General features: G+C 69.2%; 23 protein-coding genes and 1 riboswitch. Of the genes, 13 read left to right on the top strand and 10 right to left on the bottom strand.

What is annotated here, in order from left to right; all coding sequences use genetic code 11:
* Window positions 1–16 precede the first annotated feature (16 nt).
* A riboswitch (SAM riboswitch) is annotated at window positions 17–134 on the bottom strand.
* Between the two features lie 46 nt (window positions 135–180).
* Window positions 181–771 (bottom strand): hypothetical protein, encoded by a 591-nt coding sequence (locus tag ACFXK0_RS19565; RefSeq protein WP_379411912.1) that lies wholly within the window; start codon window positions 769–771, stop codon window positions 181–183.
* A gap of 59 nt (window positions 772–830) precedes the next feature.
* On the opposite strand from ACFXK0_RS19565, the gene ACFXK0_RS19570 reads away from it, so the two are divergent.
* Together ACFXK0_RS19570 and ACFXK0_RS19575 are read left to right on the top strand one after the other, a co-directional pair.
* Window positions 831–2,219, top strand: coding sequence for an FAD-dependent oxidoreductase (locus ACFXK0_RS19570; RefSeq protein WP_379411913.1), 1,389 nt, complete (start codon window positions 831–833; stop codon window positions 2,217–2,219).
* Window positions 2,220–2,255: 36 nt separating this feature from the next.
* A complete protein-coding gene (locus tag ACFXK0_RS19575; protein ID WP_379411914.1) occupies window positions 2,256–3,125 on the top strand; it encodes an amidohydrolase family protein in 870 nt (289 codons plus the stop codon).
* 1 nt (window position 3,126) lies between these two features.
* Here the strand turns inward: ACFXK0_RS19575 and ACFXK0_RS19580 are convergent, their stop codons facing one another.
* Window positions 3,127–3,609: a DUF456 domain-containing protein gene (locus ACFXK0_RS19580; protein ID WP_379411915.1), complete on the bottom strand. Its 483-nt coding sequence runs from the start codon at window positions 3,607–3,609 to the stop codon at window positions 3,127–3,129.
* Window positions 3,610–3,738: 129 nt separating this feature from the next.
* Here ACFXK0_RS19580 and ACFXK0_RS19585 point away from each other — a divergent pair, with 129 nt between their 5' ends.
* The gene (locus ACFXK0_RS19585; RefSeq protein ID WP_379411916.1) at window positions 3,739–4,836 is read left to right on the top strand and encodes a CaiB/BaiF CoA transferase family protein; all 1,098 of its coding nucleotides are present in this window, start codon (window positions 3,739–3,741) and stop codon (window positions 4,834–4,836) included.
* A 77-nt stretch (window positions 4,837–4,913) separates the two neighbouring features.
* Entirely contained in the window at window positions 4,914–5,264 is a 351-nt protein-coding gene (locus ACFXK0_RS19590) for a hypothetical protein (protein ID WP_379411917.1), read from the top strand.
* A 4-nt stretch (window positions 5,265–5,268) separates the two neighbouring features.
* On the opposite strand, the gene ACFXK0_RS19595 is transcribed toward ACFXK0_RS19590, so the two are convergent.
* Window positions 5,269–6,768 (bottom strand): PLP-dependent aminotransferase family protein, encoded by a 1,500-nt coding sequence (locus tag ACFXK0_RS19595; protein ID WP_379411918.1) that lies wholly within the window; start codon window positions 6,766–6,768, stop codon window positions 5,269–5,271.
* 62 nt (window positions 6,769–6,830) lie between these two features.
* Between ACFXK0_RS19595 and ACFXK0_RS19600 the strand changes: the two genes are divergently transcribed.
* The 3 genes from ACFXK0_RS19600 (at window position 6,831) to ACFXK0_RS19610 (ending at window position 8,663) form a co-directional block, all read left to right on the top strand.
* Window positions 6,831–7,076 carry a hypothetical protein gene (locus ACFXK0_RS19600; protein WP_379411919.1) on the top strand — a complete coding sequence of 82 codons (246 nt, stop codon included), beginning with the start codon at window positions 6,831–6,833 and terminating at the stop codon, window positions 7,074–7,076.
* 48 nt (window positions 7,077–7,124) lie between these two features.
* Window positions 7,125–7,697, top strand: coding sequence for a methylated-DNA--[protein]-cysteine S-methyltransferase (locus tag ACFXK0_RS19605; RefSeq protein ID WP_379411921.1), 573 nt, complete (start codon window positions 7,125–7,127; stop codon window positions 7,695–7,697).
* Between the two features lie 147 nt (window positions 7,698–7,844).
* A complete protein-coding gene (locus ACFXK0_RS19610) occupies window positions 7,845–8,663 on the top strand; it encodes an alpha/beta fold hydrolase (protein WP_379411922.1) in 819 nt (272 codons plus the stop codon).
* A 36-nt stretch (window positions 8,664–8,699) separates the two neighbouring features.
* Here the strand turns inward: ACFXK0_RS19610 and ACFXK0_RS19615 are convergent, their stop codons facing one another.
* The 3 genes from ACFXK0_RS19615 to ACFXK0_RS19625 all read right to left on the bottom strand — a co-directional run bounded on the left by ACFXK0_RS19615 (window position 8,700) and on the right by ACFXK0_RS19625 (window position 11,662).
* A complete protein-coding gene (locus ACFXK0_RS19615) occupies window positions 8,700–8,993 on the bottom strand; it encodes a hypothetical protein (protein ID WP_379411923.1) in 294 nt (97 codons plus the stop codon).
* Window positions 8,994–9,184: 191 nt separating this feature from the next.
* The gene (locus ACFXK0_RS19620; protein WP_379411924.1) at window positions 9,185–10,174 is read right to left on the bottom strand and encodes a hypothetical protein; all 990 of its coding nucleotides are present in this window, start codon (window positions 10,172–10,174) and stop codon (window positions 9,185–9,187) included.
* A 198-nt stretch (window positions 10,175–10,372) separates the two neighbouring features.
* On the bottom strand, window positions 10,373–11,662 hold the full coding sequence (locus tag ACFXK0_RS19625; protein WP_379411925.1) for an adenylosuccinate synthase: 1,290 nt from the start codon (window positions 11,660–11,662) through the stop codon (window positions 10,373–10,375).
* A gap of 177 nt (window positions 11,663–11,839) precedes the next feature.
* Between ACFXK0_RS19625 and ACFXK0_RS19630 the strand changes: the two genes are divergently transcribed.
* Genes ACFXK0_RS19630 through ACFXK0_RS19640 form a run of 3 tightly spaced genes read left to right on the top strand, consistent with a single transcriptional unit; the run spans window position 11,840 to window position 14,141 of the window.
* Window positions 11,840–12,499 (top strand): hypothetical protein, encoded by a 660-nt coding sequence (locus ACFXK0_RS19630; protein ID WP_379411926.1) that lies wholly within the window; start codon window positions 11,840–11,842, stop codon window positions 12,497–12,499.
* A complete protein-coding gene (locus ACFXK0_RS19635) occupies window positions 12,496–13,284 on the top strand; it encodes a site-2 protease family protein (protein WP_379411927.1) in 789 nt (262 codons plus the stop codon). Before ACFXK0_RS19630 ends, ACFXK0_RS19635 begins: the two co-directional genes overlap by 4 nt.
* Window positions 13,285–13,295: 11 nt before the next feature.
* Window positions 13,296–14,141, top strand: coding sequence for a glycosyltransferase family 2 protein (locus ACFXK0_RS19640; RefSeq protein ID WP_379411928.1), 846 nt, complete (start codon window positions 13,296–13,298; stop codon window positions 14,139–14,141).
* A 4-nt stretch (window positions 14,142–14,145) separates the two neighbouring features.
* Here ACFXK0_RS19640 and ACFXK0_RS19645 read toward each other — a convergent pair whose 3' ends face one another.
* Entirely contained in the window at window positions 14,146–15,312 is a 1,167-nt protein-coding gene (locus ACFXK0_RS19645; protein WP_379411929.1) for an aromatic acid exporter family protein, read from the bottom strand.
* A 24-nt stretch (window positions 15,313–15,336) separates the two neighbouring features.
* Window positions 15,337–15,771, bottom strand: a complete 435-nt coding sequence (locus tag ACFXK0_RS19650) for a DUF3151 domain-containing protein (protein WP_379411930.1) — start codon at window positions 15,769–15,771, stop codon at window positions 15,337–15,339.
* A gap of 3,289 nt (window positions 15,772–19,060) precedes the next feature.
* Between ACFXK0_RS19650 and ACFXK0_RS19655 the strand changes: the two genes are divergently transcribed.
* Complete coding sequence (locus tag ACFXK0_RS19655) at window positions 19,061–19,516, top strand: hypothetical protein (RefSeq protein WP_379411931.1); 456 nt, start codon at window positions 19,061–19,063, stop codon at window positions 19,514–19,516.
* A 98-nt stretch (window positions 19,517–19,614) separates the two neighbouring features.
* Complete coding sequence (locus ACFXK0_RS19660) at window positions 19,615–20,673, top strand: fused (3R)-hydroxyacyl-ACP dehydratase subunits HadA/HadB (RefSeq protein ID WP_379411932.1); 1,059 nt, start codon at window positions 19,615–19,617, stop codon at window positions 20,671–20,673.
* A 24-nt stretch (window positions 20,674–20,697) separates the two neighbouring features.
* Here ACFXK0_RS19660 and ACFXK0_RS19665 read toward each other — a convergent pair whose 3' ends face one another.
* Window positions 20,698–21,816 (bottom strand): BTAD domain-containing putative transcriptional regulator, encoded by a 1,119-nt coding sequence (locus ACFXK0_RS19665; protein ID WP_379411933.1) that lies wholly within the window; start codon window positions 21,814–21,816, stop codon window positions 20,698–20,700.
* Window positions 21,817–21,825: 9 nt separating this feature from the next.
* On the bottom strand, window positions 21,826–22,863 hold the full coding sequence (gene fbaA / locus ACFXK0_RS19670; RefSeq protein WP_379411934.1) for a class II fructose-bisphosphate aldolase: 1,038 nt from the start codon (window positions 22,861–22,863) through the stop codon (window positions 21,826–21,828).
* Window positions 22,864–23,050: 187 nt separating this feature from the next.
* On the opposite strand from fbaA, the gene ACFXK0_RS19675 reads away from it, so the two are divergent.
* Window positions 23,051–23,707 (top strand): DedA family protein, encoded by a 657-nt coding sequence (locus tag ACFXK0_RS19675; RefSeq protein ID WP_379412018.1) that lies wholly within the window; start codon window positions 23,051–23,053, stop codon window positions 23,705–23,707.
* The last annotated feature ends 3 nt before the right edge of the window (window positions 23,708–23,710 follow it).

Raw genomic sequence — 23,710 nt, forward strand, 5'->3', positions numbered from 1 at the left:
TCGAACCTCCTGCGTGAATCCGCTCTTGCCGTGCCGGTTGTCCGGGCACACGGCCAGGTCGTCACCCGGAGCACCCCGCCGCGGAGGAGGGTTGCCGACCAGCGAGCCGGGGCTTGGCGCTGGTACTCATGACCTTGCGATCTGAGATTGCCCCGGCAGTGGTCACCGTGTCAAACAGTGCTACGGCGCGCAGACCAGCCAGTCGCCATCCACCCTGGTCAGGTTCCAGGTGCTGGTGGACGATGTGTCGCCGATCCGCACGGTGGCGTCGATCTTGGCCCGGTCGCCGTTCACCGTGGCCTTGTCGAAACCCTTCTTGTCGATCGTCACTTCCGATTTCGGGCCGCCGAGCCGCTCGGTGAGGCCGGACTTCTGCTCGTCGAAGCCGGGGCAGGCGACACCCGGCGGCGGACGCAGCTCACTGCGTGAGCGCGCGTCGATATAGTTGGTGACGGCGGCCGCGAACCGGTCGGCCTCTGTGACATTTTTCTCAGCGGGTGAAAGCAGCCCGCCCAGCACGATGCCGGTGAGCACGAGGATCGCGATCACCGCGGCCGCGACGAACGGGACGATGGATCGCTTGTCGGTCTGATCCACCACCACGGGCTGGTCTTCCGCGCCTGTTTGCTCCTCGTCCATGTTGTAATCCTGACAGACCCGATGCGGGCAACGACACCGCGCGCCGGGTGGCCACGGCACCGCAGATAGAATCGCGGAGAATGCGGCCTGCTGCCGGGGTGTACAGGCAGCTGCCAGCAGCCGGATCGCCAACTTAGCCTAAGCTAAATTTGACGCCGTCAATAGTTCTCGACCAAAGGGTGCACGTAGAAATGACCGAACAGAGTGCAGCGACTCGCCCACTTCGCATCGCGATCGTGGGTGCCGGCCCGGCCGGTATCTACGCCGCCGACGCGTTGATGAAGTCCGATGCCGAGGTGTCGATCGACCTCTACGAGCGCATGCCCGCGCCGTTCGGCCTGATCCGCTACGGCGTCGCCCCCGACCACCCACGCATCAAGGGCATCATCACCGCCCTGCACAAGGTGCTCGACAAAGAGCAGGTCCGCCTGCTCGGCAATATCGACTACGGCACCGACATCACCCTCGACGACCTGCGTCAGTTCTACGACGCGGTGATCTTCTCCACCGGCGCCAACGCCGACCGCGCGCTGCCGATCCCCGGCATCGACCTCGACGGCTCCTACGGTGCCGCCGACTTCGTGTCCTGGTACGACGGCCACCCGGACGTGCCGCGTTCGTGGCCGCTGGAGGCCGAGAAGGTCGCCGTGCTCGGCGTCGGCAATGTCGCCCTCGATGTGGCGCGCGTGCTGGCCAAGACCGGTGACGAGCTGCTGCCGACCGAGATCCCGCCGAACGTCTACAAGGGCCTCAAGGCCAACAAGGCCGTCGAGGTGCACGTCTTCGGTCGCCGCGGGCCCGCGCAGGCCAAGTTCACCCCGCTCGAGCTGCGCGAACTCGACCACTCGCCGACCATCGAGGTCATCGTCGATCCCGAGGACATCGACTACGACGAGGGTTCCGAGGCCGCGCGCCGCAACTCCAAGCAGGTCGACATGGTCGCCAACACCCTCGAACAGTGGGCGATCCGCGACCAGGGCGACCGCCCGCACAAGCTGTTCCTGCACTTCTTCGAGTCCCCGGCCGAGATCATCGGCGAGGACGGCCAGGTCGTCGGTCTCAAGACCGAGCGCACCCAGCTCGACGGCACCGGCAATGTCAAGGGCACCGGCGAGTTCAAGCAGTGGGACGTGCAGGCGATCTACCGCGCTGTCGGCTACCTGTCGCAGAACGTCACCCAGTTGCCGTTCGACGATCAGGCCGGCACCGTGCCCAACGAGGCCGGTCGCGTGATCGTCGACGAGGCCGCCGAGGGCTCGGCGCGGTTCATGCCGGCCACCTACGTCACCGGCTGGATCAAGCGCGGCCCGGTCGGCCTCATCGGCCACACCAAGGGCGACGCCAACGAGACCATCGCCTGCCTGCTCGACGACGCCAAGGACTTCACCCCGGCGGCCAAGCCCGAGCTCGACGCGGTGACCGAGTTCCTGGAGAGCAAGGGCATCCCGTTCACCACCTGGGCCGGCTGGTACCGCCTCGACGCCCACGAGCGCGCCCTGGGCGAGCCCGAGGGCCGCGAGCGCGTGAAGGTCGTCGAGCGCGAGGACATGCTGCGCGCCTCGGAGCCCAACAAGGTCTAGGCAGCCAGCGCTCCAGAAATAGGGCATTCTGTACAGGTGTTCGATGCGCACGTCCACATCATCGATCCGCGTTTCCCGCTGATCGAGAACGAAGGCTACCTACCCGACCCCTACACCATCGCGGACTATCGAAAGCGTATGCAGCGCTTCGAGGTTCGCGGTGGTGCGGTGGTCAGCGCGTCCTTCCAGGGCGTCGACCAGTCTTACCTCAAGGCGGCGCTGGCCGCGCTCGGGCCGGACTGGGTGGGGGTGACCCGGCTGGATCTGGACGCCGGCGACGACGAGATCCTCGAGCTGGATCAGGCCGGCGTGCGCGCTATCCGCTTCAATCTCAAGCGCGCCGCCGCCGACATCACCGAGATGACCCGGCAGGCGCTGCGCGCGCACGAGCTGGCCGGCTGGCATGTGGAGCTCTATATCGACGGGCAGATGCTGGCCTCGCTCCAGCCGGTGATCTCCAAGCTGCCCGCGCTCTCGATCGACCATCTCGGCATGTCCGAGGAGGGCCTGCCGTATCTGCTGGATCTGGTGGATCGCGGTGCCAGGGTGAAGGCGACCGGGTTCGGCCGGGTCGACATGGACGTGGCCGAGACCTTGCGCCGCATCCACGCGGTGAATCCGGGCGCGCTGATGTTCGGTACCGATCTGCCCGGCACCCGCGCGGGCCGCCCGTTCGAGGACCGTGACGTCGACCTGATCAGCCGCGTCGTCGGCGCCGATATGCACGCGGTGCTCGAGGACAACGCCCGCGAGTTCTACCGCCTGCCCGCCGTCGACCGCCCAGCCACCGACCCGATGCCCACCATGCCGATCCCCCGCAGCGAAAACCCGACCGTCCCGATCCCCCGCAGCCAACTCCCCGGCGCGGACGAGCGCACCCGCCCGCTGCCGGTCATCGAGAAGTAGCTCAGGCCAGGATCGAGCCGGTCAGCCAGACACCGGCGGCGACCAAGGCGCCGAACAGTTCGACCAGCATGGACAGGCCGACACCTTTGAGCGCGTGCAGGGTCGCGGGCCAGGCCAGTTGGTTGGTCTTGAGCCGGTACAGCTCGGCCAGGTACACCCCGAGGACGAAGCCGATGAACAGGCCGACGACCGGGATGACGAAGAAGCCGACGACGCCGAGCACCGCGCCGGCCAGCAGCGCGCGGTTGGACACCCCCGCCTCGCGCATCCGCCTGCCCGGCCAGGTGTATTTCACGACGCCGGACAGCACCAGCGCGACCGTGGCGATCGCGAAGACCGTCCAGGCCGCCGAGCCGCCGGTCAGCAACGCCCACACCGCGATTGCCGCGAAGATGAGGATCACCCCCGGCAGAATCGGTACTATCACGCCGACGATGCCGACGAGAATGACGAGGCCGACGACGACCTCACCCCACACGCTCACAACCGGGTCCTCCCGTTTTCCGCGCCGAGTGGCGCCTGAGGAAATTCTCACCCATGGCCTACCCGAGCCGCCATCCCAGCGCTATTGTCGAAGCGTCAATACCGTTCGTCGACGAACTGAGGTCAACGCGTGAGCAGCGAGTCCACCGCCAAGCAGGGGCCCCTCGCGGGCATCAAGGTCATCGAGTTGGCCGGCATCGGGCCCGGCCCGCACGCCGCGCTACTGCTGGCCGACCTGGGCGCCGATGTCGTGCGCGTGCAGCGCCCCAACCAGCTGCCCGGCTTCGTGGAACGTCCACAGTGGCGCGGGCGCACCATCGTCGAGGCGAACCTGAAGGACCCGGCCGACGTGGCCAAGATCCTCGACCTGGTCGAGAAGGCCGACGTGCTGCTGGAGGGCTTCCGTCCCGGCGTCACCGAGCGCATGGGCCTGGGCCCCGACGACGCGCTGGCCCGCAACCCGCGCCTGGTCTACGGCCGGATGACCGGCTGGGGCCAGCACGGCCCGCTCGCCGACCGCGCAGGCCACGACATCAACTACATCTCGCTGACCGGCGTGCTCAACGCCATCGGCCGCAAGGGCGAGCGCCCGGTGCCGCCGCTGAACATGGTCGGCGACTTCGGTGGCGGCTCGATGTTCCTGGTGTTCGGCGTGCTCGCCGCGCTGGTCGAGCGGCAGAGTTCCGGCAAGGGCCAGGTGATCGACGCCGCGATGGTCGATGGGGCGCTCGCCCTGTCGCACATGATCTGGGGCATGCGCGGGGTCGGCCTGTGGTCCGACGAGCGCGGCACCAACCTGCTCGACACCGGCATGGCCTTCTACGACACCTACGAGACCTCCGACGGCAAGTACATGGCGGTCGGCGCGATCGAGCCGCAGTTCTACGCCGAGCTGCTGGCCGGGCTGGAGATCGACCCGGAGGGTCTGCCGATGCAGATCGATCCGAACGGGCAGGAGCAGCTGCGCAAGCTGTTCACCGACAAGTTCAAGACCAAGACCCGCGACGAGTGGGCCGAGATCTTCGACGGCACCGATGCCTGCACCACCCCGGTGCTGACCTTCACCGAGGCCACCGAGAACCCGCACATCGCGGCCCGCACCGGCCTGGTGGAGATCGACGGCGTGGTCCAGCACGCGCCCGCACCGCGCTTCTCGCGCACCCCCGGCGCCGTCCCGACCCCGCCGCCCACCGTGGCGACACCGATCGAAACGGTCTGGGCTGACTGATTTCCCGTCCTGTCGTCGGTAGTCTGACCGCTATCGACGACAGGATTCGGGTCCGCACCGGCCATCGGCCACCGAAGGTGCTCGCCGCATTCATCGCGGTCACCGCCTTCGGCTCGGCGCTGCTCGCGTTCGCCATGGCCGGTGCGCTCGACGATCGCCAGGCCCAGCTCGTCGAATCCCGGTGCCGCAGTGACGCGCCGGTCCCGGTCGCGGTCAGCGTGCTCAACGGCCTGGCCACCGGTCTGCTGCTCGGCACGACCATCGCGCTGGTGTGTCTGCTGATGTTGCTGTTCCGCCATCCGTCCAGCCGCGGCGCCGTCGCGGTGCCGCTGACCACTGTCGCCGTGGTGATCTCGACGCTGTTCATGTTCGGCGCGGGCTACGAGACCGTGCGGCCGAACACGCCCGTCTCGTGCGGGTTCGGCTGACCGCTCAGTAGCAGGTCAACGGTTGCAGCGGATCCGCAGCGCGCGGAGTGAGCGCCGCGTAGGCCGATGCGATCGATTTCACCGCCAGCCGCAGGTCCGGTTCGGGGTGGGTGAACGGCAGGCGCAGGAATCGCTCGAAGGCGCCCTGCACGCCGAAACGTGGTCCGGCGGCGAGCAATACGCCATGATTGGGCGCGGTGGCGGCCAGCGCCGTGGAGACCGGGCTCGGCAGCTGCGCCCACAGCGACATCCCGCCCGCACCGGGCATGATGTGCCAGCCGGGCAGGTCTTCGGCGACCGCGTCGAGCAGGGCGGCGCGTTGCGCGCGCAGCTGTTCGCGGCGGCGATCGAGGATGGGGTCGGCGTTCTCCAGCAGGTCGACGGTGGCCAGCTGATCCATCACCGGCGTGCCCAGGTCGACGGTGGCGCGGATACCGAGAAGCTTGGTGATCAGTGCCTGGTTGGTGCGGATCCAGCCGACCCGCAGACCACCCCAGAACGACTTCGACGCCGAGCCGATGGTGATGATCTCCGAACCCTTGGCGAACGCGGCCACCGGCGGCGGCATCGGCGCGCCGGAGAGGTTCAGTTCGCCCATCGACTCGTCGATGACGATGGTCATCCTGGTGTCGCGGGCGATGGCGGCCAGTTCGGCGCGACCGGCCTCGTCGAGCAGCAGGCCGGTGGGGTTGTTGAAGTCGGGGACCAGGTAGGCCAGCGTCGCCGCGGTCTGCCGGGCGGTGCTGCGGATACCGTCGAGATCCCAACCGGCGTGCGGTAATTCGGGCCGCAACGGCACCGGGATCGGGCGGGCGCCGACATCACGGATCGCCTCGATCGCGTTCGGGTAGGTCGGATGCTCGATCAGCACGCGGGCCGCGGGCGAGGTGAGCACATTGAGCAGCAGGCGCAGGCCGTGCTGGGCGCCGAGGGTGACGAGGATCTGATCGGGTTCGGTGGGCAGGCCACGCGCGGTGTAGCGGCGGGCCAGCGCCTCGCGCAGGGCCAGCACTCCGACCGGGTCCATGCCGTGGGTGCCGAGGTAGGCCGGAATCCCTTGCAGGGCAGCGGTATAGGCGTCGTGGAGTTCCGGTGGCGCAGACATGGCGGCGTAGGTCATGTCGATGGTCGGCAGTTCCGGTTGCGCCATCAGCGCCATGATCCCGCGCGCGGGCTTGGCGCCGTCGTGCTGAATGGCGGGCGGCAGGGCGACGGTGCTGCGGGAACCCTGGCGGCTGATCAGATAGCCGTGCTCGCGCAGCAGCGAGTAGGTGGAGGTGATGGTGGTGCGGCTGACGCCGAGCGTGCCGGCCAGATCGCGCTCACTCGGCAGGGCGACCCCGAGCGGCGCGCGGCCGTCGTGGATCAGCAGCCGGATCGCCTCGGCCAGAGCCAGGTAGGCCGGGCGGTGCGGGCGGCGCTCGGGGGCGTCGTCGGCCTCCGGGTCACGCCACCGGCCGAGATCGCGGGCCAGGCCCGCCGCGCCGATCACTCTTGTCGCCATGAAGTCCAGTATTCCGTAAGTGGATATTTCCAGGCAAGGCCAGTTGGCGGATTGTTGGAAACATGACCACTTTCCTCGCCCTCGCCGTCGCCCTGTCCGTCGCATTCGCCGCCTACCACTTCTCCCCCAAGCGCGGCGAACTGCCGTTCTGGCCGTTCCAATATCTGCCCCATGACCGGGCATTCAGCACGTACGACGAGCAGCGGGCGCTGCGTGATCTGGACGCCATCCGGGCGCACACCCCCGAACCCGACGAACCAGTCCAGTTGCCGAAAACTGGCACTGTTCGCAAGCCACTGGCTGCCTGATCGCGGGGTCCGGCGGAACGTGTCACCCGGGCGGCGCACACTGTGTCTATGAGTTCCGGTACCGAATCGACCAGGACGGACACAGTCGTCGCGGCCCTGTTCGACACCGCGATCGGGCTGTGCGCGATCGCCTGGCGCGGCGAGAGCGTCGTCCGGTTCCAGTTGCCCGAGGCCAGCGAGGAGGAGACGCTGGCGCGGATCACCCGGCCGTTCGGCGGCGCGCCGGTAGCGGAGAGTCATCCGGGAGCCGTGATCACCGAGGCGATCGCGGGGGTCAGGGCGCACCTCGAGGGTGCGGTGGATCCGCTGCGCTGGATCGATGTCGACCTGCGCGGGCTACCGGAATTCCATCGCGCGGTGTACGCGGTGACCAGGGATATCGACCCGGGCTCCACCCTCAGCTACGGCGAAGTCGCCACTCGCCTCGGCGCCCCAGGCTCGGCCCAGGCGGTCGGTCAGGCGCTGGGCCGAAACCCGATTCCGCTGATCATCCCGTGCCATCGCGTCCTCGCCGCCGACCACACCCTGCACGGGTTCTCCGCGCCGGGCGGGATCGGCACGAAGGCGCGCCTGCTCGACATCGAGCGGACGCCGGGGTTCGGGGAGCCGACGCTGTTCTGAACCGGCGTAATCGTGCAATCGGCCGTCCGCCAGTCGGAAAAACGATTCGCGGCCGACGATTTGCACGATTACGCCAGTCCGCTCCGCGTCTGGGCACAGCCGAATCGCGTACCCTCTGGTCGCACATCGGAATCGAGAGGAACCAGCATGCAGACAGTGACGTCGGCCGATGGCACGACGATCGCCTACGACCGGGTCGGCGCAGGCACGGCCGGGACGGTGATCCTGATCGGCGGGGCGTTCAGTCACCGTGAGTTCCCGTCGATGGTCGCGCTCGCGCAGGCACTGGCCGACGACTACGACCTGACCGTGCTGAACTACGACCGGCGCGGGCGCGGCGACAGCGCCGACTCGCCCGGGGTGTACGACGTGGCCAACGAGATCGCCGATATCGCGGCGCTCGTCGAGGCCGCGGGCGGGCAGGCGGCGCTGTTCGGCTGGTCCTCCGGCGCGGCGCTGGCACTGCTGGCCGCGCAGGCCGTGCCCGGGGTCAGCAGTGTGGTGGCGTTCGAGCCGCCGTTCGTCGTCGACCCGAAAGACCACGTACCGCCGAAGGATCTGGCCGACAAACTGCATCCGATGATCGCCGCGGGCAAGCGCAACAAGACAGTGCGCTACTACATGACCAAGGTGATGGGCATGCCATGGCTGATGGTCGGGGTCATGCGGGTGACGCCGTACTGGAAGAAGCTGGCGGCCACCTCGAATTCGACCGCGCACGACTGGGCGGTCATGCGGCCGTACATGCGCGGCCAGCAGCTCCAAGCCGAGGATTGGGCCGGCGTGAAGGTGCCGGTGCTGGTCCTGGCCGGCGAGCACACCGCCCCCCTGCTCACCAAGGGCGCCAAAGCCGCGGTCGAGGTGCTGCCCGACGCGGAGTTCGCCGAACTGCCCGGCGTAAGCCACGACCCGAAGATCCCCATCCTCGCCCCCGCCGTCGGCGAATTCCTCACCCGCGCAAGGTAATACCGCCGCTGACGCCGACCCTCAGGCGATGGCGCCTCAGGGTGGTGGTGGATGGTCGCGGAAGAACTGGCATGGCTCGCCGTCGAGGTAGCCGTCCATGCAGGCGAAGTAGGTCTGCACGCAGGCATTGCTGGTGCAGCCCGCCGTGTAGAGCATGCCGCGGATGCGCTCGTTGCGCTGCTGGGACGGCGTCAATGTCTGTGCTGGCGGTAATACCTTGCTCACCGGTGAGTCACTGGGCGACGGCGTGGGTGGCGCGTCGGCCGACGGCGCGCATCCCGCCACGCCGACAGCCAGCAGCGTCAGCGCCACCGCACCACGCACCGACATCAGCCACCTCCGTCCGGACCAGATCCGACGGTACTCCCCCGCCCGGCTCCCACCGGTGATTGTCAGGCCTCCGCCGACCGCACCGCCCACCGCGCCAGGCACGCCGCCGACTGCCACGCCGAGGCCGGCGTCGACCGGCAGGCGCGCATGGGCAGCGGGTCAGCTCGCTGGGATGCCGTATCGGGCGGGGGTCAGTCTTTGCAGGGGCAGTCGGGGAGCTGGGGCAGGGTGACCTGCGGCAAGACGACCTGTGGGAGCGGGAGCTCGGGGAGCGGGACCACCGGCAGCGGCGGGAGGTGCGGGATCGCGTCGCAGGGGAGGTTTTTCAGCTGGTCGTCGACCAGCTGTTCCAGTGGGTCGGCGGGACTGGCCGGGGCGCCGGGGTCGGTGCCGGGGAAGGTGGTCGCGCCGACGACACTGCCGATGACACCACCGCCCACCGCACCGACGGTCGCGGCCGGGACGCCGACGATAGTCGCGCCGACGGCCGCACCCGCGGCGGCACCGATCGCGGCGCCGGGACCGACCAGGACCGGGGTGCTGCCGCCGACGACCCAGCCGACACCGGCACCGATACCGGCGCCGATCAGGCCGCCGCCGACCGCGCCGACCACCGCGCCGGGCACGCCGACGACCGTCGCGCCTGCCAGCGCGCCGCCGACGGTGGCCGCGGCGATCTTGTCCGAACGGCTCGGGTTGATACCGACCGAGCGGCCCTGGGTGGCGATGGCGGCCTCGACATCGGCGGCGGTGGTGTTGACGCCACCGAGCAGGTCGTCGGGCACCTCGTCGGGCACGGGGCTGGTGAAGTCGCCGATGCGCAGGGTGCGCGGCGGCGGGGCGATCGGGGCCACCGGCTCGACCGCTTCGGGCAGATGCAGTTCCTCGATGACGATCGGCGGCGCGGGCGTGGCGTATTCGGGCACCGGCCGCGACTCGCGCCCGGGCGCCAGATGGTCGAGGCTGTCGCCGCCGCCTGGGTTGGTCAGCTCCGAGCGGTCGTCGCCGGGCGCGGGGCTGGTGACGCCGGGCTGCACGGGCGGCTCGGTGACGCCCGGCTGCGGCACCGCGACCGCGATCCCGGCGCAGGCCACGGCCAGCGCCATCGGCAGCACCCCGACGACCGGGCGGGCGATCCGCCGCGCCGTCGAGTAGTTCACATCATCGGACCGACGGATCACGCCGAACACCCACTCACAACACCGAAGGAAAACGGCACGTCCCCGCGTACCGCGCAGCGACGATAGCGTTTGCCGAGCGGATGCTGTCAAATCGATAGCGAGTCGACATCACTCGCGCGTGTCGCGCTGATCAGCGGTGATGCCCGACGAAAACAGCCCCTCACCCGATAACGGGGAGGGGCTGTTCGCGACGCAGGATCAGGCGATCACGTCGTGGCGCACGATCGTCTGATCGCGGCCGGGACCGACGCCGATGCAGGAGATCCGCGCGCCCGAAAGCTCTTCCAGCCGAAGCACATACGCCTGCGCGTTGGCCGGCAGCTCCTCGAAGGTGCGCGCGTGCGAGATGTCCTCCCACCAGCCCGGCATCTCCTCGAAGATCGGCTTGGCGTGGTGGAACTCGGTCTGCGTGGTCGGCATCTGCTCGACCCGCTTGCCGTCGATCTCGTAGGCGACGCAGATCGGCACCGTGTCCAGACCCGACAGCACGTCGAGCTTGGTGAGGAAGTAGTCGGTGACGCCGTTGACGCGGGTGGCGTAGCGGCTGATCACCGCGTCGAACCAGCCGCAGCGCCGGGCGCGGCCGGTGGTGACGCCCACCTCGCCGCCCTGCTTGGCCAGGAACTCACCGAAGTTGTCGAACAGCTCGGTCGGGAACGGGCCGGAGCCGACACGGGTGGTGTAGCACTTGAGGATGCCGAGCACCGTGTCGATCTTGTTCGGACCGATACCCGAACCGACAGCGGCGCCGCCGGAGGTCGGGTTCGAGGACGTCACGAACGGGTAGGTGCCGTGGTCGACGTCGAGCAGGGTGCCCTGCGAGCCCTCCAGCAGGATGGTCTCGCCGCGCTCGAGCGCCAGGTTCAGTTCCAGGCGGGTGTCGGCGATGCGGTGCTTGAACGACTCGGCCTGACCCAGCACCTCGTCGACCACCTGCTGCGGGTCCAGCGCGCGGCGGTTGTAGATCTTGACCAGCACCTGGTTCTTGAACTCCAGGGCGGCCTCGACCTTCTGGGTGAGGATCTTCTCGTCGAGCACGTCGGCCACGCGGACGCCGACGCGGGCGACCTTGTCCTGGTAGCAGGGGCCGATACCGCGCCCGGTGGTGCCGATCTTGCGGCTGCCCAGGAAACGCTCGGCGACCTTATCGATGGCCACGTGGTACGGCATGATCAGGTGCGCGTCGGCGGAGAGCAGCAGGCCGGTGGTATCCACCCCGCGCTCTTCCAGCCCGGCCAGTTCGTCGAGCAGCACGCCGGGATCGACCACGACGCCGTTGCCGATGACATTCTTCACACCGGGAGTGAGGATGCCCGACGGGATGAGATGCAGCGCGAACTTGTCGCCGTTGGGGAGCACCACCGTGTGGCCGGCATTGTTGCCGCCCTGGTATCGGACCACCCACTGCAACCGCTCACCGAGCAGGTCGGTAGCTTTGCCCTTACCCTCGTCGCCCCACTGGGCGCCGATGAGGACGATTGCCGGCATTCGGAGTCTCCTACAGATCGACGGCAGCGCACATCAGCACTGCAGCTACCTGCCTTTCTGAGGCGGTGGCCGGAGACACAGTCTAGCCATCGGATACGGTTACCTGTCGGCAGGGGGTTTTGCCACGTGTTTGTGGGCGACACACAGTCGACCCGATCGAGGAGGGTGTACCGCAGTTTGAGTACCCACGTTCTCCGATGTGGTGACATCCCGGTCCCCATCGCCCTCGCCTCCTTACCGACCACGCAGACCGACCCGATTCCCGATCTCGCCGTGATCGACGAACTGCTTCCGGTCCTCGCCGCCGACAGCCTGCCCCGGCTGATCGTGCTCGGCGCCGACGCGGCGCTGGCCGCCGTGCTCACCCATCTGATGCGCACCGAGCGACTGCATGTCGAGGTCGGCTACGTACCGGTCGAGACCACCTACGCCTCGCGGGTCTACCAGACCGCCACCGGCAACGCCGCCGCCAAGATCGCCATCGCCGGCCGCGCCATCGAGACGCCGCTGATCCGCGACGACACCGGCACCGTGCTGGTCGGGCGCGCGAGCATCACCGGCCTCGACGGCGCCAAGCTCGAAGGCGAGGCCTATGTCGACGACACGCTGCTGTTCAGCGGCATCGTCACCACGATGCTGATCTCGCCGACGATGACCATGCCCGGCGTGCGCGCGCGGGTCCGTCGGGGCATGCGCAAACGCACCTGGGTGTCGGGGCGGGCCGCGCAGCTCGGGACGCCCGGCGCGATCGTCACCCGGGACGGCGTGACCACCGACCGCAAGGTCCCCCGCTCGACCTTCTACCGCTACGAACACCCCTGGTTGCTGGTGAGATGACGTACTCCTTCACATCGGGCAGACGGACCGGCCACAGCGCCATCCGGCCCAGCCCGGTCTTCCTGCTCATCGTCTTGATCACCGTGCTCGGCGGCGCGCTCGCCTGGGACGCCGATGTCGAGTCGGTGCGCGCCAAGGTCGGCGTGTTCGTGCTGGTGGTGTTCGGCTGGATCATCAGCCTGTGCCTGCACGAGTTCGGGCACGCGTATGTGGCGTGGCGCGCGGGCGACCACGAGGTGGAGGTGCGTGGGTATCTCACGCTGAATCCGCTCAAGTACAGCCATCCGGTGCTGTCGATCGGGCTGCCGCTGGTGTTCATCGCGCTCGGCGGCATCGGCCTGCCCGGCGGCGCGGTGTATGTGAACACCGCCGGCTTCAAGGCGAGTGTGCAGCGGCTGGTCAGCGGGGTCGGCCCGGCCTCGAACGCACTGTGCGCGATCATTCTGCTGATCGTGATCCGGACGTTCGGCTCGGCCACCGAGCACGCGGCGTTCTGGTACGGGCTCAGTTTCCTGGCGTTCCTGCAGATCACGGCGTTCCTGCTGAACGCGCTGCCGGTGCCGGGCCTGGACGGCTACGGGGTGCTCGAGCCGTCGCTGAGCTACCAGACCAGGCGCTCGCTGGACCAGATCAAGCCGTACGGCATGTTGATCCTGTTTGCGCTCATCTTCTTCACTCCGCTCAGCCAAGTGTTCTTCAACGCGGTGTACGCATTGTTCGAGGTATCGGGGGTACCTGACTGGTGGGCTTCCAACGGGAGCTACCTGACCCGATTCTGGAGTTGAACGGAAACGCTATGAGCTCCGCTGCTGTCTTGACTGTCGTCATTCCCGCGCTCGATGAAGCATCCCGCATCACCGCCTGCCTGGAGCGGCTGGTCGGCCAGGACACGATCGATCAGATCGTCGTCGTCGACAACGGCAGCACCGACGGCACCCGCGAGATCGTCACCGAGCTGGCCGCCCACCATCCCAAGATCGAACTGGTCGACGAGCGCAATCCCGGTGTCGCCCATGCCCGTAACGCCGGTTTCGGAACCGCGCGCGGGGAGATCATCGGCCGCATCGACGCCGACACCCTCGTCTCGCTCGACTGGGGCGCCACCGTGCGCGCGCATCTGGACGCGCACCCGGACACCATGGCCGTCACCGGCATCAGCACCTACCACGATTCGCCGATCGGGTTCTTCCTGGCCGGCGCCATCGACGCCCAGCACCGGCTCGGGCTGATCAAGCATCAACCTGTCGGCAATGTGCACGGCGCCAATATGGCGATCCGGCGTAGTGCCTGGGAGCAGGTGCGGCCGGTCACCACCACCCGTCGCGACCTGCACGAAGACCTGGATCTGGCCCTGTGCCTGACCAAGGCGAAACTGCGCATCGACCAGCTGCCCCGGCTGCGCGCGCAGATCTCGGCGCGCCGCCGCCGGACGCCACCGAGCGTGTGGTGGAAATACCAGCTGCGCGGCCTGCAGACCATTGCCAACCAGGGCTACACGGTGGTGCCGTTCCACCGGGCGGTGATCACCGGCGCCTGGCTGATGCACACCTCGCAGTGGCCGATCTACCGTGTCTGGGACTTCGACCGTAAGCGGTTCTCGCTGCGTTCCGGCCGCGCGCGGGTCTCCCCCGTCGGCGACTGAGGACTCATTCCTCCGGCGTCACATAGGGATTGGGCACGGTGGGCGGCAGCAGCGCGATCGCCGAGATGCGCTGCATCCCGCACACCACCATCAGATCCACCACGATCGAACGGATCTGCGCGAACACCACATGCGCCGAAAGGCCCGCGCCGGCAACGAGTTCCGGCCGCGAGTTCCTGGCGACGCTGCGCAGCCCCCGGGCCGCCTCGGCCTGATCGGGCTGCTCGCCGGGGTCGGCCAGCATCATCCGGCGCACCACGTCGACGGCATGACCGAGCTGGTCGACCAGGTCGATCAGACGCGGGTCGAGTACCTCGTCATCGCGCACCAGGGTGAGCGAACGGCGCAGCAACACACGGGTGTTGCGGATGGCGTTGTCGAGCGGGTCGGCGGCGGAATGGATGCGTTCGAGCCGTTTGCGGGAGTTCCAGTACAGCGGGGAGATGCGGCTGATCTCGCGGCCGCCCTCCAGCGCCGAGCGCAGCGCGTCGATCTGTTTCTGGGTGGCGCGCACCGACGTCAGCGACTCGTGCACCTTGGACGAATCCTGTTCGAGCAGACCGTCGGCGCAGGTGATCAGCGATTTGCTCATCACCGACAGCACCTCGGCGGCGTGCTCGCGGGCCCGGCGCACCGGGTGCAGCGGAATGGCGGCGACCATCAGCACGCCGACGAGCCCGCCGATCAGCGCGTCGATCATGCGGGCCGGGCCGGCGCCGGGCGCCTGGTTCAGCGTGGAGACCAGCACCGCCGAACCGGCCGCCTGGATCGTGAGAATCGCGCCGCTGTCGAGGAATACGGCCACCGCCATCGCGCCGGCGACCACCAGCCCGACCTGCCACACACCGGTGCCGACCTGGGCGATGAACAGGTCACCGATGCCGATCCCGACCGCGACACCGATCACCAGCTCCGCCGAGCGCCGGATGCGCGCGCCGAAGGAGACCCCGATCGAGACCACCGCGGCGGTCGGGGCGAAGAACGGTTCCAGGTGACCGACGAGATCGTGGGCGATGAACCAGGCCAGTGCCGCGCCGAGCGCGCACTGCACGATCGGGATCGCCGAGAGCCGCAACCGCACGGCCGAGGCCTTCAGGCGGTCGACCGTGCTCGCCTTCGCCGCGGTGACCACCGGGGTGGCCGCGGCGACGACAGATCTGGGATCGCTCACCGACGATCCGATCCGCGGTGCCGGCTAGTCCAGACCGAGCTCGGCCGCGGCGCGCGGGTCGCAGTCCTCGAGCAGGTCGAGGCAGCGCGCGTACTCCTCGGACTCGCCGATCGTCTTCGCGGCCCTGGCCAGCGCGCCGACGCTGCGCAGGAAACCCTGGTTCGGCTCGTGGCTCCACGGGACCGGGCCGAAACCCTTCCAGCCGTTGCGGCGCAGCAGGTCGAGGCCGCGGTGGTAGCCGGTGCGGGCGAAGGCGTAGGCGGCGACGGTGTCGTAGTCGGCTTCGCCGCTGGAACGGTCCAGCGCCGCCTCGGCCAGCGTGGCCCAGGCGATCGACGCGGCCGGATGATCGGCGGCGACCTTGACCGGGTCGGTGCCCGCCGCGATGGCATCTTCGGCGTCGATCAGTTCAGGGAGGAGGACCGGCTGCGGTCCGAGCAGGTCACCGAAGGAAGACATGTGCTTCATTGTGCACCGCGGGCCCCGGCGCCGCCGCCCGGCCCGCCGCACGGCGATCAGCGACGCCTCGCGCGCGCCGCCCATTAGGCTGATCGGCGAGTGCAACGTTCGAGCCTGAGCGAGGGGTACAGAGGTGTCCGACCCGACCGACGAGAACAACCCGGCAGCCGATGCCACCAGTCCCGGCACGCCCGGGCAACGCCCCGCCGAGCGCGGCGATTCGTCGAGCCCCGAATCGGGCCACCCCACTCCGCCACCGACCGCGGAGACGGTCGTCATCCGTCGCGACGCGCGACCCGGCGGCCAGGGCCCGGCGGGCGGTGGCGCGCAGTCCGGCGGGCAGGCCCCAGCGAACAGCGGCGGGCAGTCCGGCGGGCAGGCCCCAGCGAACAGCGGCGCACGGCCCGGCGCGGCAGGTGCCGCCGCCGAGGCGTCGCGCGCCGGCGGCCGGTCGGGCACCCCGGACCGTGCCGCCGATGCATCCGGACCTGCAGGCCCAGGACCTGCCGGCGCGGGTTCGCCCGGACCTGGTGGTTCACCGCTGGCCGGACTGGCCCAGGGACGCCCGGGCACACAGGGCAACACCCCGCAGGGCGGCCCCGCCGACCTCGCCGGACCGGACGCCCCGACCACGGCCATGCGGATTCCCGGCGGGATACCGACCGTCGACCGGGGTGGGTCAGCGGACGACCAGACGGTGAAAACCGTTCGCGGACAGTCGAAGCCGACACCAGAGGACGTGTCGACGGCGGCGATGGCACAGGCCGATCGTCCGTCGAAGGACGATGCGGACCCGAAGTCCGACCGGAGCACCGCCGCAGGTGTTGGCACCACCCGCGGTGAGACCTCGGATGCCGGACAGGCCAGCGGGTCTGACGCGACATACGCAGGCGATGCGGCCAACTCGGTGCACAGCCCGGGGCCCGATCGTGGGGTGCGTGACAGGGACTCCGCGCTCGGTACCGGTGCGAGTGCTGGCAGCCAGGGCGGGGGTGCTGCAGACCGGACCGAAACCGATCACCGGGGCACCGGTGACGACGCCGATGCGACAGCGGGTACAGCGAGCACAGGTGCTGGTGCTGGTGCTGGTGCGACAAACCAGGCGGCGACTGCGACTGCAAGCGATGCCCCGGGTTCGGGTGCGAACACCAACGCCGACGTTGCCTCGCCCGGCGCGGGACAACGGGTACAGGACGCCGAAGCCACTGCGGCTGAGGATGATTCGACAGTCGTCGTGCGACCCACCGGCGTCGGCTCGCCGCGTGTGACAGACACCAGCTCCGATGCTGCCGGCATCGCCGGTGCTGCGAATGCCGGTCAGCCCGCCTCCGGCGCGGAGGCGACTTCGGATGCGGACGGTGCCGGCGCGACGGATGCGGGTCGGCCGGCTGGGGACGCGAAAGCCGATACGAGCGCGGGCGGTACCGGCGCATCGGGTTCGGGCCCGCGTGTACCTGGCGCGACAGCTGTTGCGGGCCTGAGCGATTCGGCCTCGGAGTCCGGTAGTGGTGCGGGCAGGGGCGACTCGGCCGCAGGGGCTGGAAGCGTTGGGGGCGAAGGTGGCTCGGCTTCGGGGGCAGGCGAGGGCGACTCGTCTGATGTCGAGGCGACGCAGAAGTTCCAGACGGGGGCGGCGAAGGGTGGCGTCGCACCCTCCGAGGATCAGACCGTGGCTATGCGGGTGGTGAATCCGGCGGAGGCGCCGACCACGGCGATGCTGGTGCAGCGCCCCAAGGGCACCGATCGGGTGGTGCCGCCCGCGGGTGGTCGGCCCGCGATGACTCCGCCGCCCGCTACGCCGCGTGGTCCGGGTGGACCGCGGCAGGCAGGTCAGCAGGGACCGGGTGGGCCAGGAGCGGCGGGCCCCGGACCCCACGGACCCGGCAGTCCCGGACAACCGTCCGGACCCGGTCAGCAACGCAGCGGCGCTCCGGGGCAGCAGGGACCGGCAGGCGCCGGCCAGCAAGGCCCGGGTGGACCCGGCAATCAGGGACCCACCGTCGCCGGTGCGCTGGGCGCCGCCGGACTGAATCGTCCGGGCGGGCCCGGCAATCAAGGCCAGGGACAGGGCCCGAGCGGGCCGGGCAACCAGAACGCCAGTGGCCCCGGCGCCGGTCAACAACGCACCGGCGGCCCCGGCACAGGTGGTCCTGGCACGGGTGGTCCCGGCGCAGGTGGTCCCGGCACGGGTGGTCCCGGCACGGGCGGTCCCGGCGCAGGTGGTCCCGGTGCGGGCGGCCCCGGCACGGGTGGCCCCGGCACGGGTGGCCCCGGCACGGGTGGCCCCGGCACGGGTGGCCCCGGCCAAAAGGCACCGAGTGGACCGGGTCAGCAAGGGCCCGGCAGCCTCAACAAGCAGAACGCCGGGGTACCCGGTGCCGGCGGGCCAGGTCATCCGCGGCCCAGCGGGCCGGGCAATCAGGGACCTGGCAACCAGAATGCGGGCGGCCCTGGCACCGGAGGCCCCGGCCAGCAGCGCACGAGCGGCCCGGGCGCGGGCGGTCCAGGCGTGAGCGGTCCGGGCGCGGGCGGTCCAGGGCAGCAAGGACCCGGCGGTCCCAACCAGCAGAATGCCAGCGGGCCAGGTCGGCAAGGGCCCGGTGGGCCGGGTAATCAGGGGCCGGGTGGACTCGGCCAGCAGGGCTCTGGCCGGTCGGGACCGCAGGGGCCGGGTGGACCCGGACAGCAGGGGTCGGCCGGCCTCAACAAGCAGGAGGCCGGTGGCCGCCCTGGCTCGGGTGGACCCGGACAGGGGGCCGATGGACCCGCGCAGCAGGGGCCTGGTGGACTCGGGCAGCAAGGGCCGGCCGGCCTCAACAAGCAGGATGCCGGTGGTCCCGGCGTCGGCGGGCCGGGGCAACAGCGCACCGGTGGCCCCGGCTCGGGTGGACCCGGGCAGCAGGGTGCTGGCGGATCGGGACCGCAGGGGCCGGGTGGGCCCGGTCGACAGGGTGCTGGTGGTTCGGGGCCGCAGGGGCCGGGTGGACTTGGGCAGCGGCCGGTAGTTCCTGCTCAGCAGTTCCAGCAGGGGCTGGGTCCGCAGCGACCCGGCCAGCAGGGCCCACGTCAACAAGACGCAGGTCAACAAGGTCCAGGTCAGCAAGGGGCGGCGCTTGGGGCGATGGGGGTCGAGCAGACTCAGCCTTCGGCGCCGAAGGGGGCTGGTGGGCAGCAGCCGGGGGTGGCTTCGGCTCCTTCGCCTGCCGATATTCGGCCGACTCGGCCTGCCGAGCAGGTGGCGGGGCAGCGGCAGGTGGCGCCGCCGAAGCGGGTTGGTGCGTCGGACGCGGTGGACGCGCCAGCGGCGGGGCGGTCGAAGAAGTGGCTGTTGGGTGTCGGTGGCGCGGCGATCGTGGGTGTCGTGGCGATCGGGGCGGCGCTCGCCTTGGTCACCGGCGGGGACAACTCGCCCGAGGGACAGGTCAAGGCGGCTATCGGTGACTACACCGACGCGCTGCGCAGTGGCAACCTGGCGGATCTGCGGACGAGCACCTGTGGCGAACTGCACGATTTCTACCAGTCCATCACCGCCGAGCAGTTCGACAACGTGCACCGGCTCTCCACCGATCACGGGTCGATTCCGGTCGTGTCCAGCGTCGACGCGGTGCGCATCACCGATGACACCGCGCTGGCCCAGGCCACGGTATCGACCACGGGCGACCCGGCGAAGCAGACCGCGCGAACCTTCGATCTGCAACGCACGGACGGTGAATGGAAGGTCTGCGACCCCGCGGGAACGCCGTGACCTGGTGCTGAACCCGTCGTGGTGGGCTTCGTGCCCGCTATGACGGGTCACACATAACTGGTCATCCGACTGGATGCCCCGGTAACATTTTCCGGATCATGAGCAGGGAAAAGACAGTCTCGCAGCCGGACATCGAAGCTGTGGTCCCGGATGCGACGCTGGTCGGCCAGCGTTTCGGGTTCCGCGATCACTATGAAGTAGGCCGCGAGAAGATCCGGGAATTCGCCAGGGCGGTGCAGAATCTGCATCCAGCCCATCAGCACGAAGTCGACGCGCGCAAGCTCGGCTACGACGGTGTCATCGCGCCGCCGACCTTCGCCTCGGTGATCGGCATGAGTGCCACCAGGGCGCTGCTGGACAATGTCCTCACCGAGTACGACCTCTCGCAGGTGCTGCAGACCGACCAGGTGTTCGAGATCTACCGGCCGATCCTGGCCGGCGACCGGATCACCACCGAGATCGAGATCGAGTCGATCCGCCAGTTCGGCGACAACGACTTCGTCGCCGTCGGTTTCAAGCTGGTCAACCAGCACGACGAGGTCACCGTGCAGGGCACGACGACCATCGTCGCCCGCAAGGGTGTCGAGGTCGACCCGAATATCGTCGAGGCCGTCGAGAACATCAGTATGCAGCCGCGCCCGGTCACCGTCGCCGGGGTGGACAACGGCGACGTGCTGTTCCGCCAGTCCGCAGCGGCCAGGCCTGCCCCGGCACGCGAGATCGTCCCGGTGAACACCACCCCCGAGTTCGATTCCCTGGTCAAGGGCGGCGAGCTCCCCGTCGGCACCGCCCGGGTGACCCGCGGCGACCTCGCCAACTACGCCGGCGTCTCCGGCGACCCCAACCCGATCCACTTCAGCGACCGTGCCGCCGAGCTCGCCGGTCTGCCGACGGTCGTCGCGCACGGCCTGCTCACCATGGGCCTGGCCGCGGACTACCTCACCGGCTGGCTGGGCGACCCCACCGCCATCGAGAAGCTGAGCGTGCGCTTCTCCGGTTTCGTGCCGGTGCCGCCGACCGAGGCGGGCGTCATCGAGTTCTCCGGCAAGATCAAGTCGATCGACCACGACCGCCGCGCCGCCACAGTGCTGCTGAGCGGAATGTCGGAGGGCCGCAAGCTTTTCGGCCGCGCGGTAGCCGAAATCCGCCTGACCTAGACAGCTCCGGAGCCGGCGGGCCGCCTAGGAAACAGCCAGGAACGTCAACAACGTCGCGCCGATGCGGATCACGTCCCCGTCAGCGAGCAAAGCCCCACTGTCGATAGGCGATTCGTTCACATACACCCCGTTGGCCGAGTGCAGATCCTTGATCAGCAGCCCGGCCCGGCTGGGCATGATGTGGGCGTGGTAGCGGCTGGCCTTGGGGTCGTCGAGGACCAGCTCGTTGTCGGTCATCCGCCCGATCCTGATGCCGCCGTGCGGAATCGGGATGGTGCGCCCGTCCGCGAAGCGCAGATTCCCGTTGCGGATCGAGCGCGGCACCTCGGTGACGGTCTCGGTCATCGCCGCGGCCACCTGCTCGGAACGCTTGACGGTCAACATATTCAGCGGTTCCTGGCGCAGCACCCGCTGTTCCAGGTCGATCAGCGCGGCGCCGGGATCGATCCCGAGTTCCTCGGCGAGCACGCTGCGCACCCGGCGGCACGCCTCGAGCGCGTCGGCCTGCCTGCCGGACAGGTAGAGCGCGGTGATCAGCTGCCCCCACAGCGGCTCGCGCAGCGGGTGTTCGTTGGTCATCGAGACCAGCTCGCCGATCACCGAAGACGCGCGCCCGCAAGCGATCTCAGCGTCGACCCGCGCCGACGCGGCGAGTAGCCGCTCCTCGTTCATCGCCGTCGCGAAACCGTCGGCGAACTGCAGCCCGGCCAGATCGGCCAGCGCCCGGCCCGACCACTCCTTGAGCGCGGCGCCGAACAGATTCGCCGCACCGGGATGGTCACCGAGTTCGAAGCAGCGCGAACCGGCTTCCCGCGCCGACTCGAAACGGCCGAGATCGCAAGCGGTATCGGGTATTTCGAGCCGATAGCCGGCGCCCTCGGTGCGCAGCACCTGGGCGGAGTCGATCCCCGCGTTGCGCATCGCCTTGCGGATATTGGAGACGAACACCTGCAGACTCGCGGCATACGAGTCCGGCGGATCCTCGTTCCACACCATCTCGGCCAGCACGGCGGAGGACACCGCGCGCCGCCGGTTGACGGTGAGCGCGGCTAGCAGAGCGCGCGGCTTGGGCCCGCCGACAGCCACCGGCTCACCACCGACGAGCAGACGAACGGGCCCGAGCACGCGGACATCTAGACTCATGAGGTCCTATCAGGAACCGCTGACCGAACGCCCGGCCGACTTGAGGTCGTTGCAGGCCTCGACGACACGATCGGCCATCGAGGTCTCGGCCTTCTTCAGGTAGCTGCGCGGGTCGTAGGTCTTCTTGTTGCCGACCTCACCGTCGATCTTCAGCACACCGTCGTAGTTGGCGAACATGTGACCGGCGACCGGGCGGGTGAACGCGTACTGGGTGTCGGTGTCGACGTTCATCTTCACCACACCGAAGCGCAGCGAGTCCTCGATCTCGGACTTCAGCGAGCCCGAACCACCGTGGAAGACGAAGTCGAAGGGCTGCGCGTCGGCGGCCAGGCCCAGCTTGGCGGCGGCCACGCGCTGGCCCTCGGCCAGCACCTCGGGCTTGAGCACCACATTGCCCGGCTTGTACACACCGTGCACGTTGCCGAAGGTGGCGGCCAGCAGGTACTTGCCGTTCTCGCCCGCGCCGAGCGCGTCGATGGTCTTCTCGAAGTCCTCGGGCGAGGTGTAGAGCTTGTCGTTGATCTCGGCCTCGACGCCGTCCTCCTCGCCGCCCACGACGCCGATCTCGACCTCGAGGATGATGTTGGCGGACTTCGAGAGCTTGAGCAGCTCCTTGGCGATCTCGAGGTTCTCGTCGATCGGGATGGCCGAGCCGTCCCACATGTGCGACTGGAACAGCGGGTTGCGGCCGTTGTTCACCCGCTCCTGCGAGATGGCGAGCAGCGGACGCACGTAGGTGTCCAGCTTGTCCTTGGGGCAGTGGTCGGTGTGCAGCGCGATCGTCACGTCGTAGCGGGCGGCGACCACGTGCGCGAACTCGGCCAGCGCCACCGCGCCGGTGACCATGTCCTTCACACCCAGACCGGAGCCGAACTCGGCGCCACCGGTGGAGAACTGGATGATGCCGTCGCTGCCCGCGTCCGCGAAGCCCTTGATTGCGGCGTTGATCGTCTCCGACGAGGTGCAGTTGATAGCCGGGAATGCGAACGAGTGCGCCTTGGCCCGGCCGAGCATCTCGGCGTAGACCTCCGGAGTCGCGATAGGCACAGCAGTGACCTCCGTGTGTGGGGAGCGAAAACCAATTCTGTCAGGCCACACCCTAAATTAGGAAGGCAACGAGAGGTTCACCGGTGCTCACGTCCCAGATTCGCCCGGTACTGTGGGGGCCGTGACTTTGCTGGCGGTATCCGACGCGGTGACGAACAACCTCGCGTTGACACAGTTGCTGGACCCGATGTATCTGCTCGAGCAGACCTGGCTCGCACACGCGGTTCTACCCGCCATCCTGGCCATCGTCTTCATCGAGACCGGTCTGCTCTTCCCGTTGCTGCCCGGTGACTCACTGCTGTTCACCGGCGGCATGCTCGCCGCGCAACCCGACGCGAAGCTGTCGATCTGGGCCCTCGTTCCGCTGGTGATCCTCACCGCGTTCCTCGGCGACCAATGCGCGTACTGGATCGGCCGCAAGATCGGTCCGGCCATCTTCCGCAAGGAGGACAGCCGCTTCTTCAAGAAGCAGTACATCACCGAGACGCACGAGTTCTTCGAAAAGCACGGCCCGAAGACCATCATCCTGGCCAGGTTCGTGCCGATCGTGCGCACGTTCATGCCGGTGCTGGCCGGTGTGTCGAAGATGAGCTACCGCAAGTACGTGGCCTTCGACATCGTCGGCGCCGTGCTCTGGGGTGGCGGTGTCACGATCCTGGGTTACTTCCTCGGCAATGTCGGCTTCATCCGCGATCACATCGAGTCGATCTTCCTGCTGATCGTGTTCGTCTCGATCCTGCCCGCGATCATCACCGTCGGTAAGAAGGTGCTCGAGCGGCGCAACGCGCCCGCCGAGACCGCGAAGGCCGGCGAGCTGGCCGCTTCGGCGAACGAGGCGCACTGATCG

Source organism: Nocardia sp. NPDC059177, from assembly GCF_042755165.1.
Taxonomy (GTDB): domain Bacteria; phylum Actinomycetota; class Actinomycetes; order Mycobacteriales; family Mycobacteriaceae; genus Nocardia.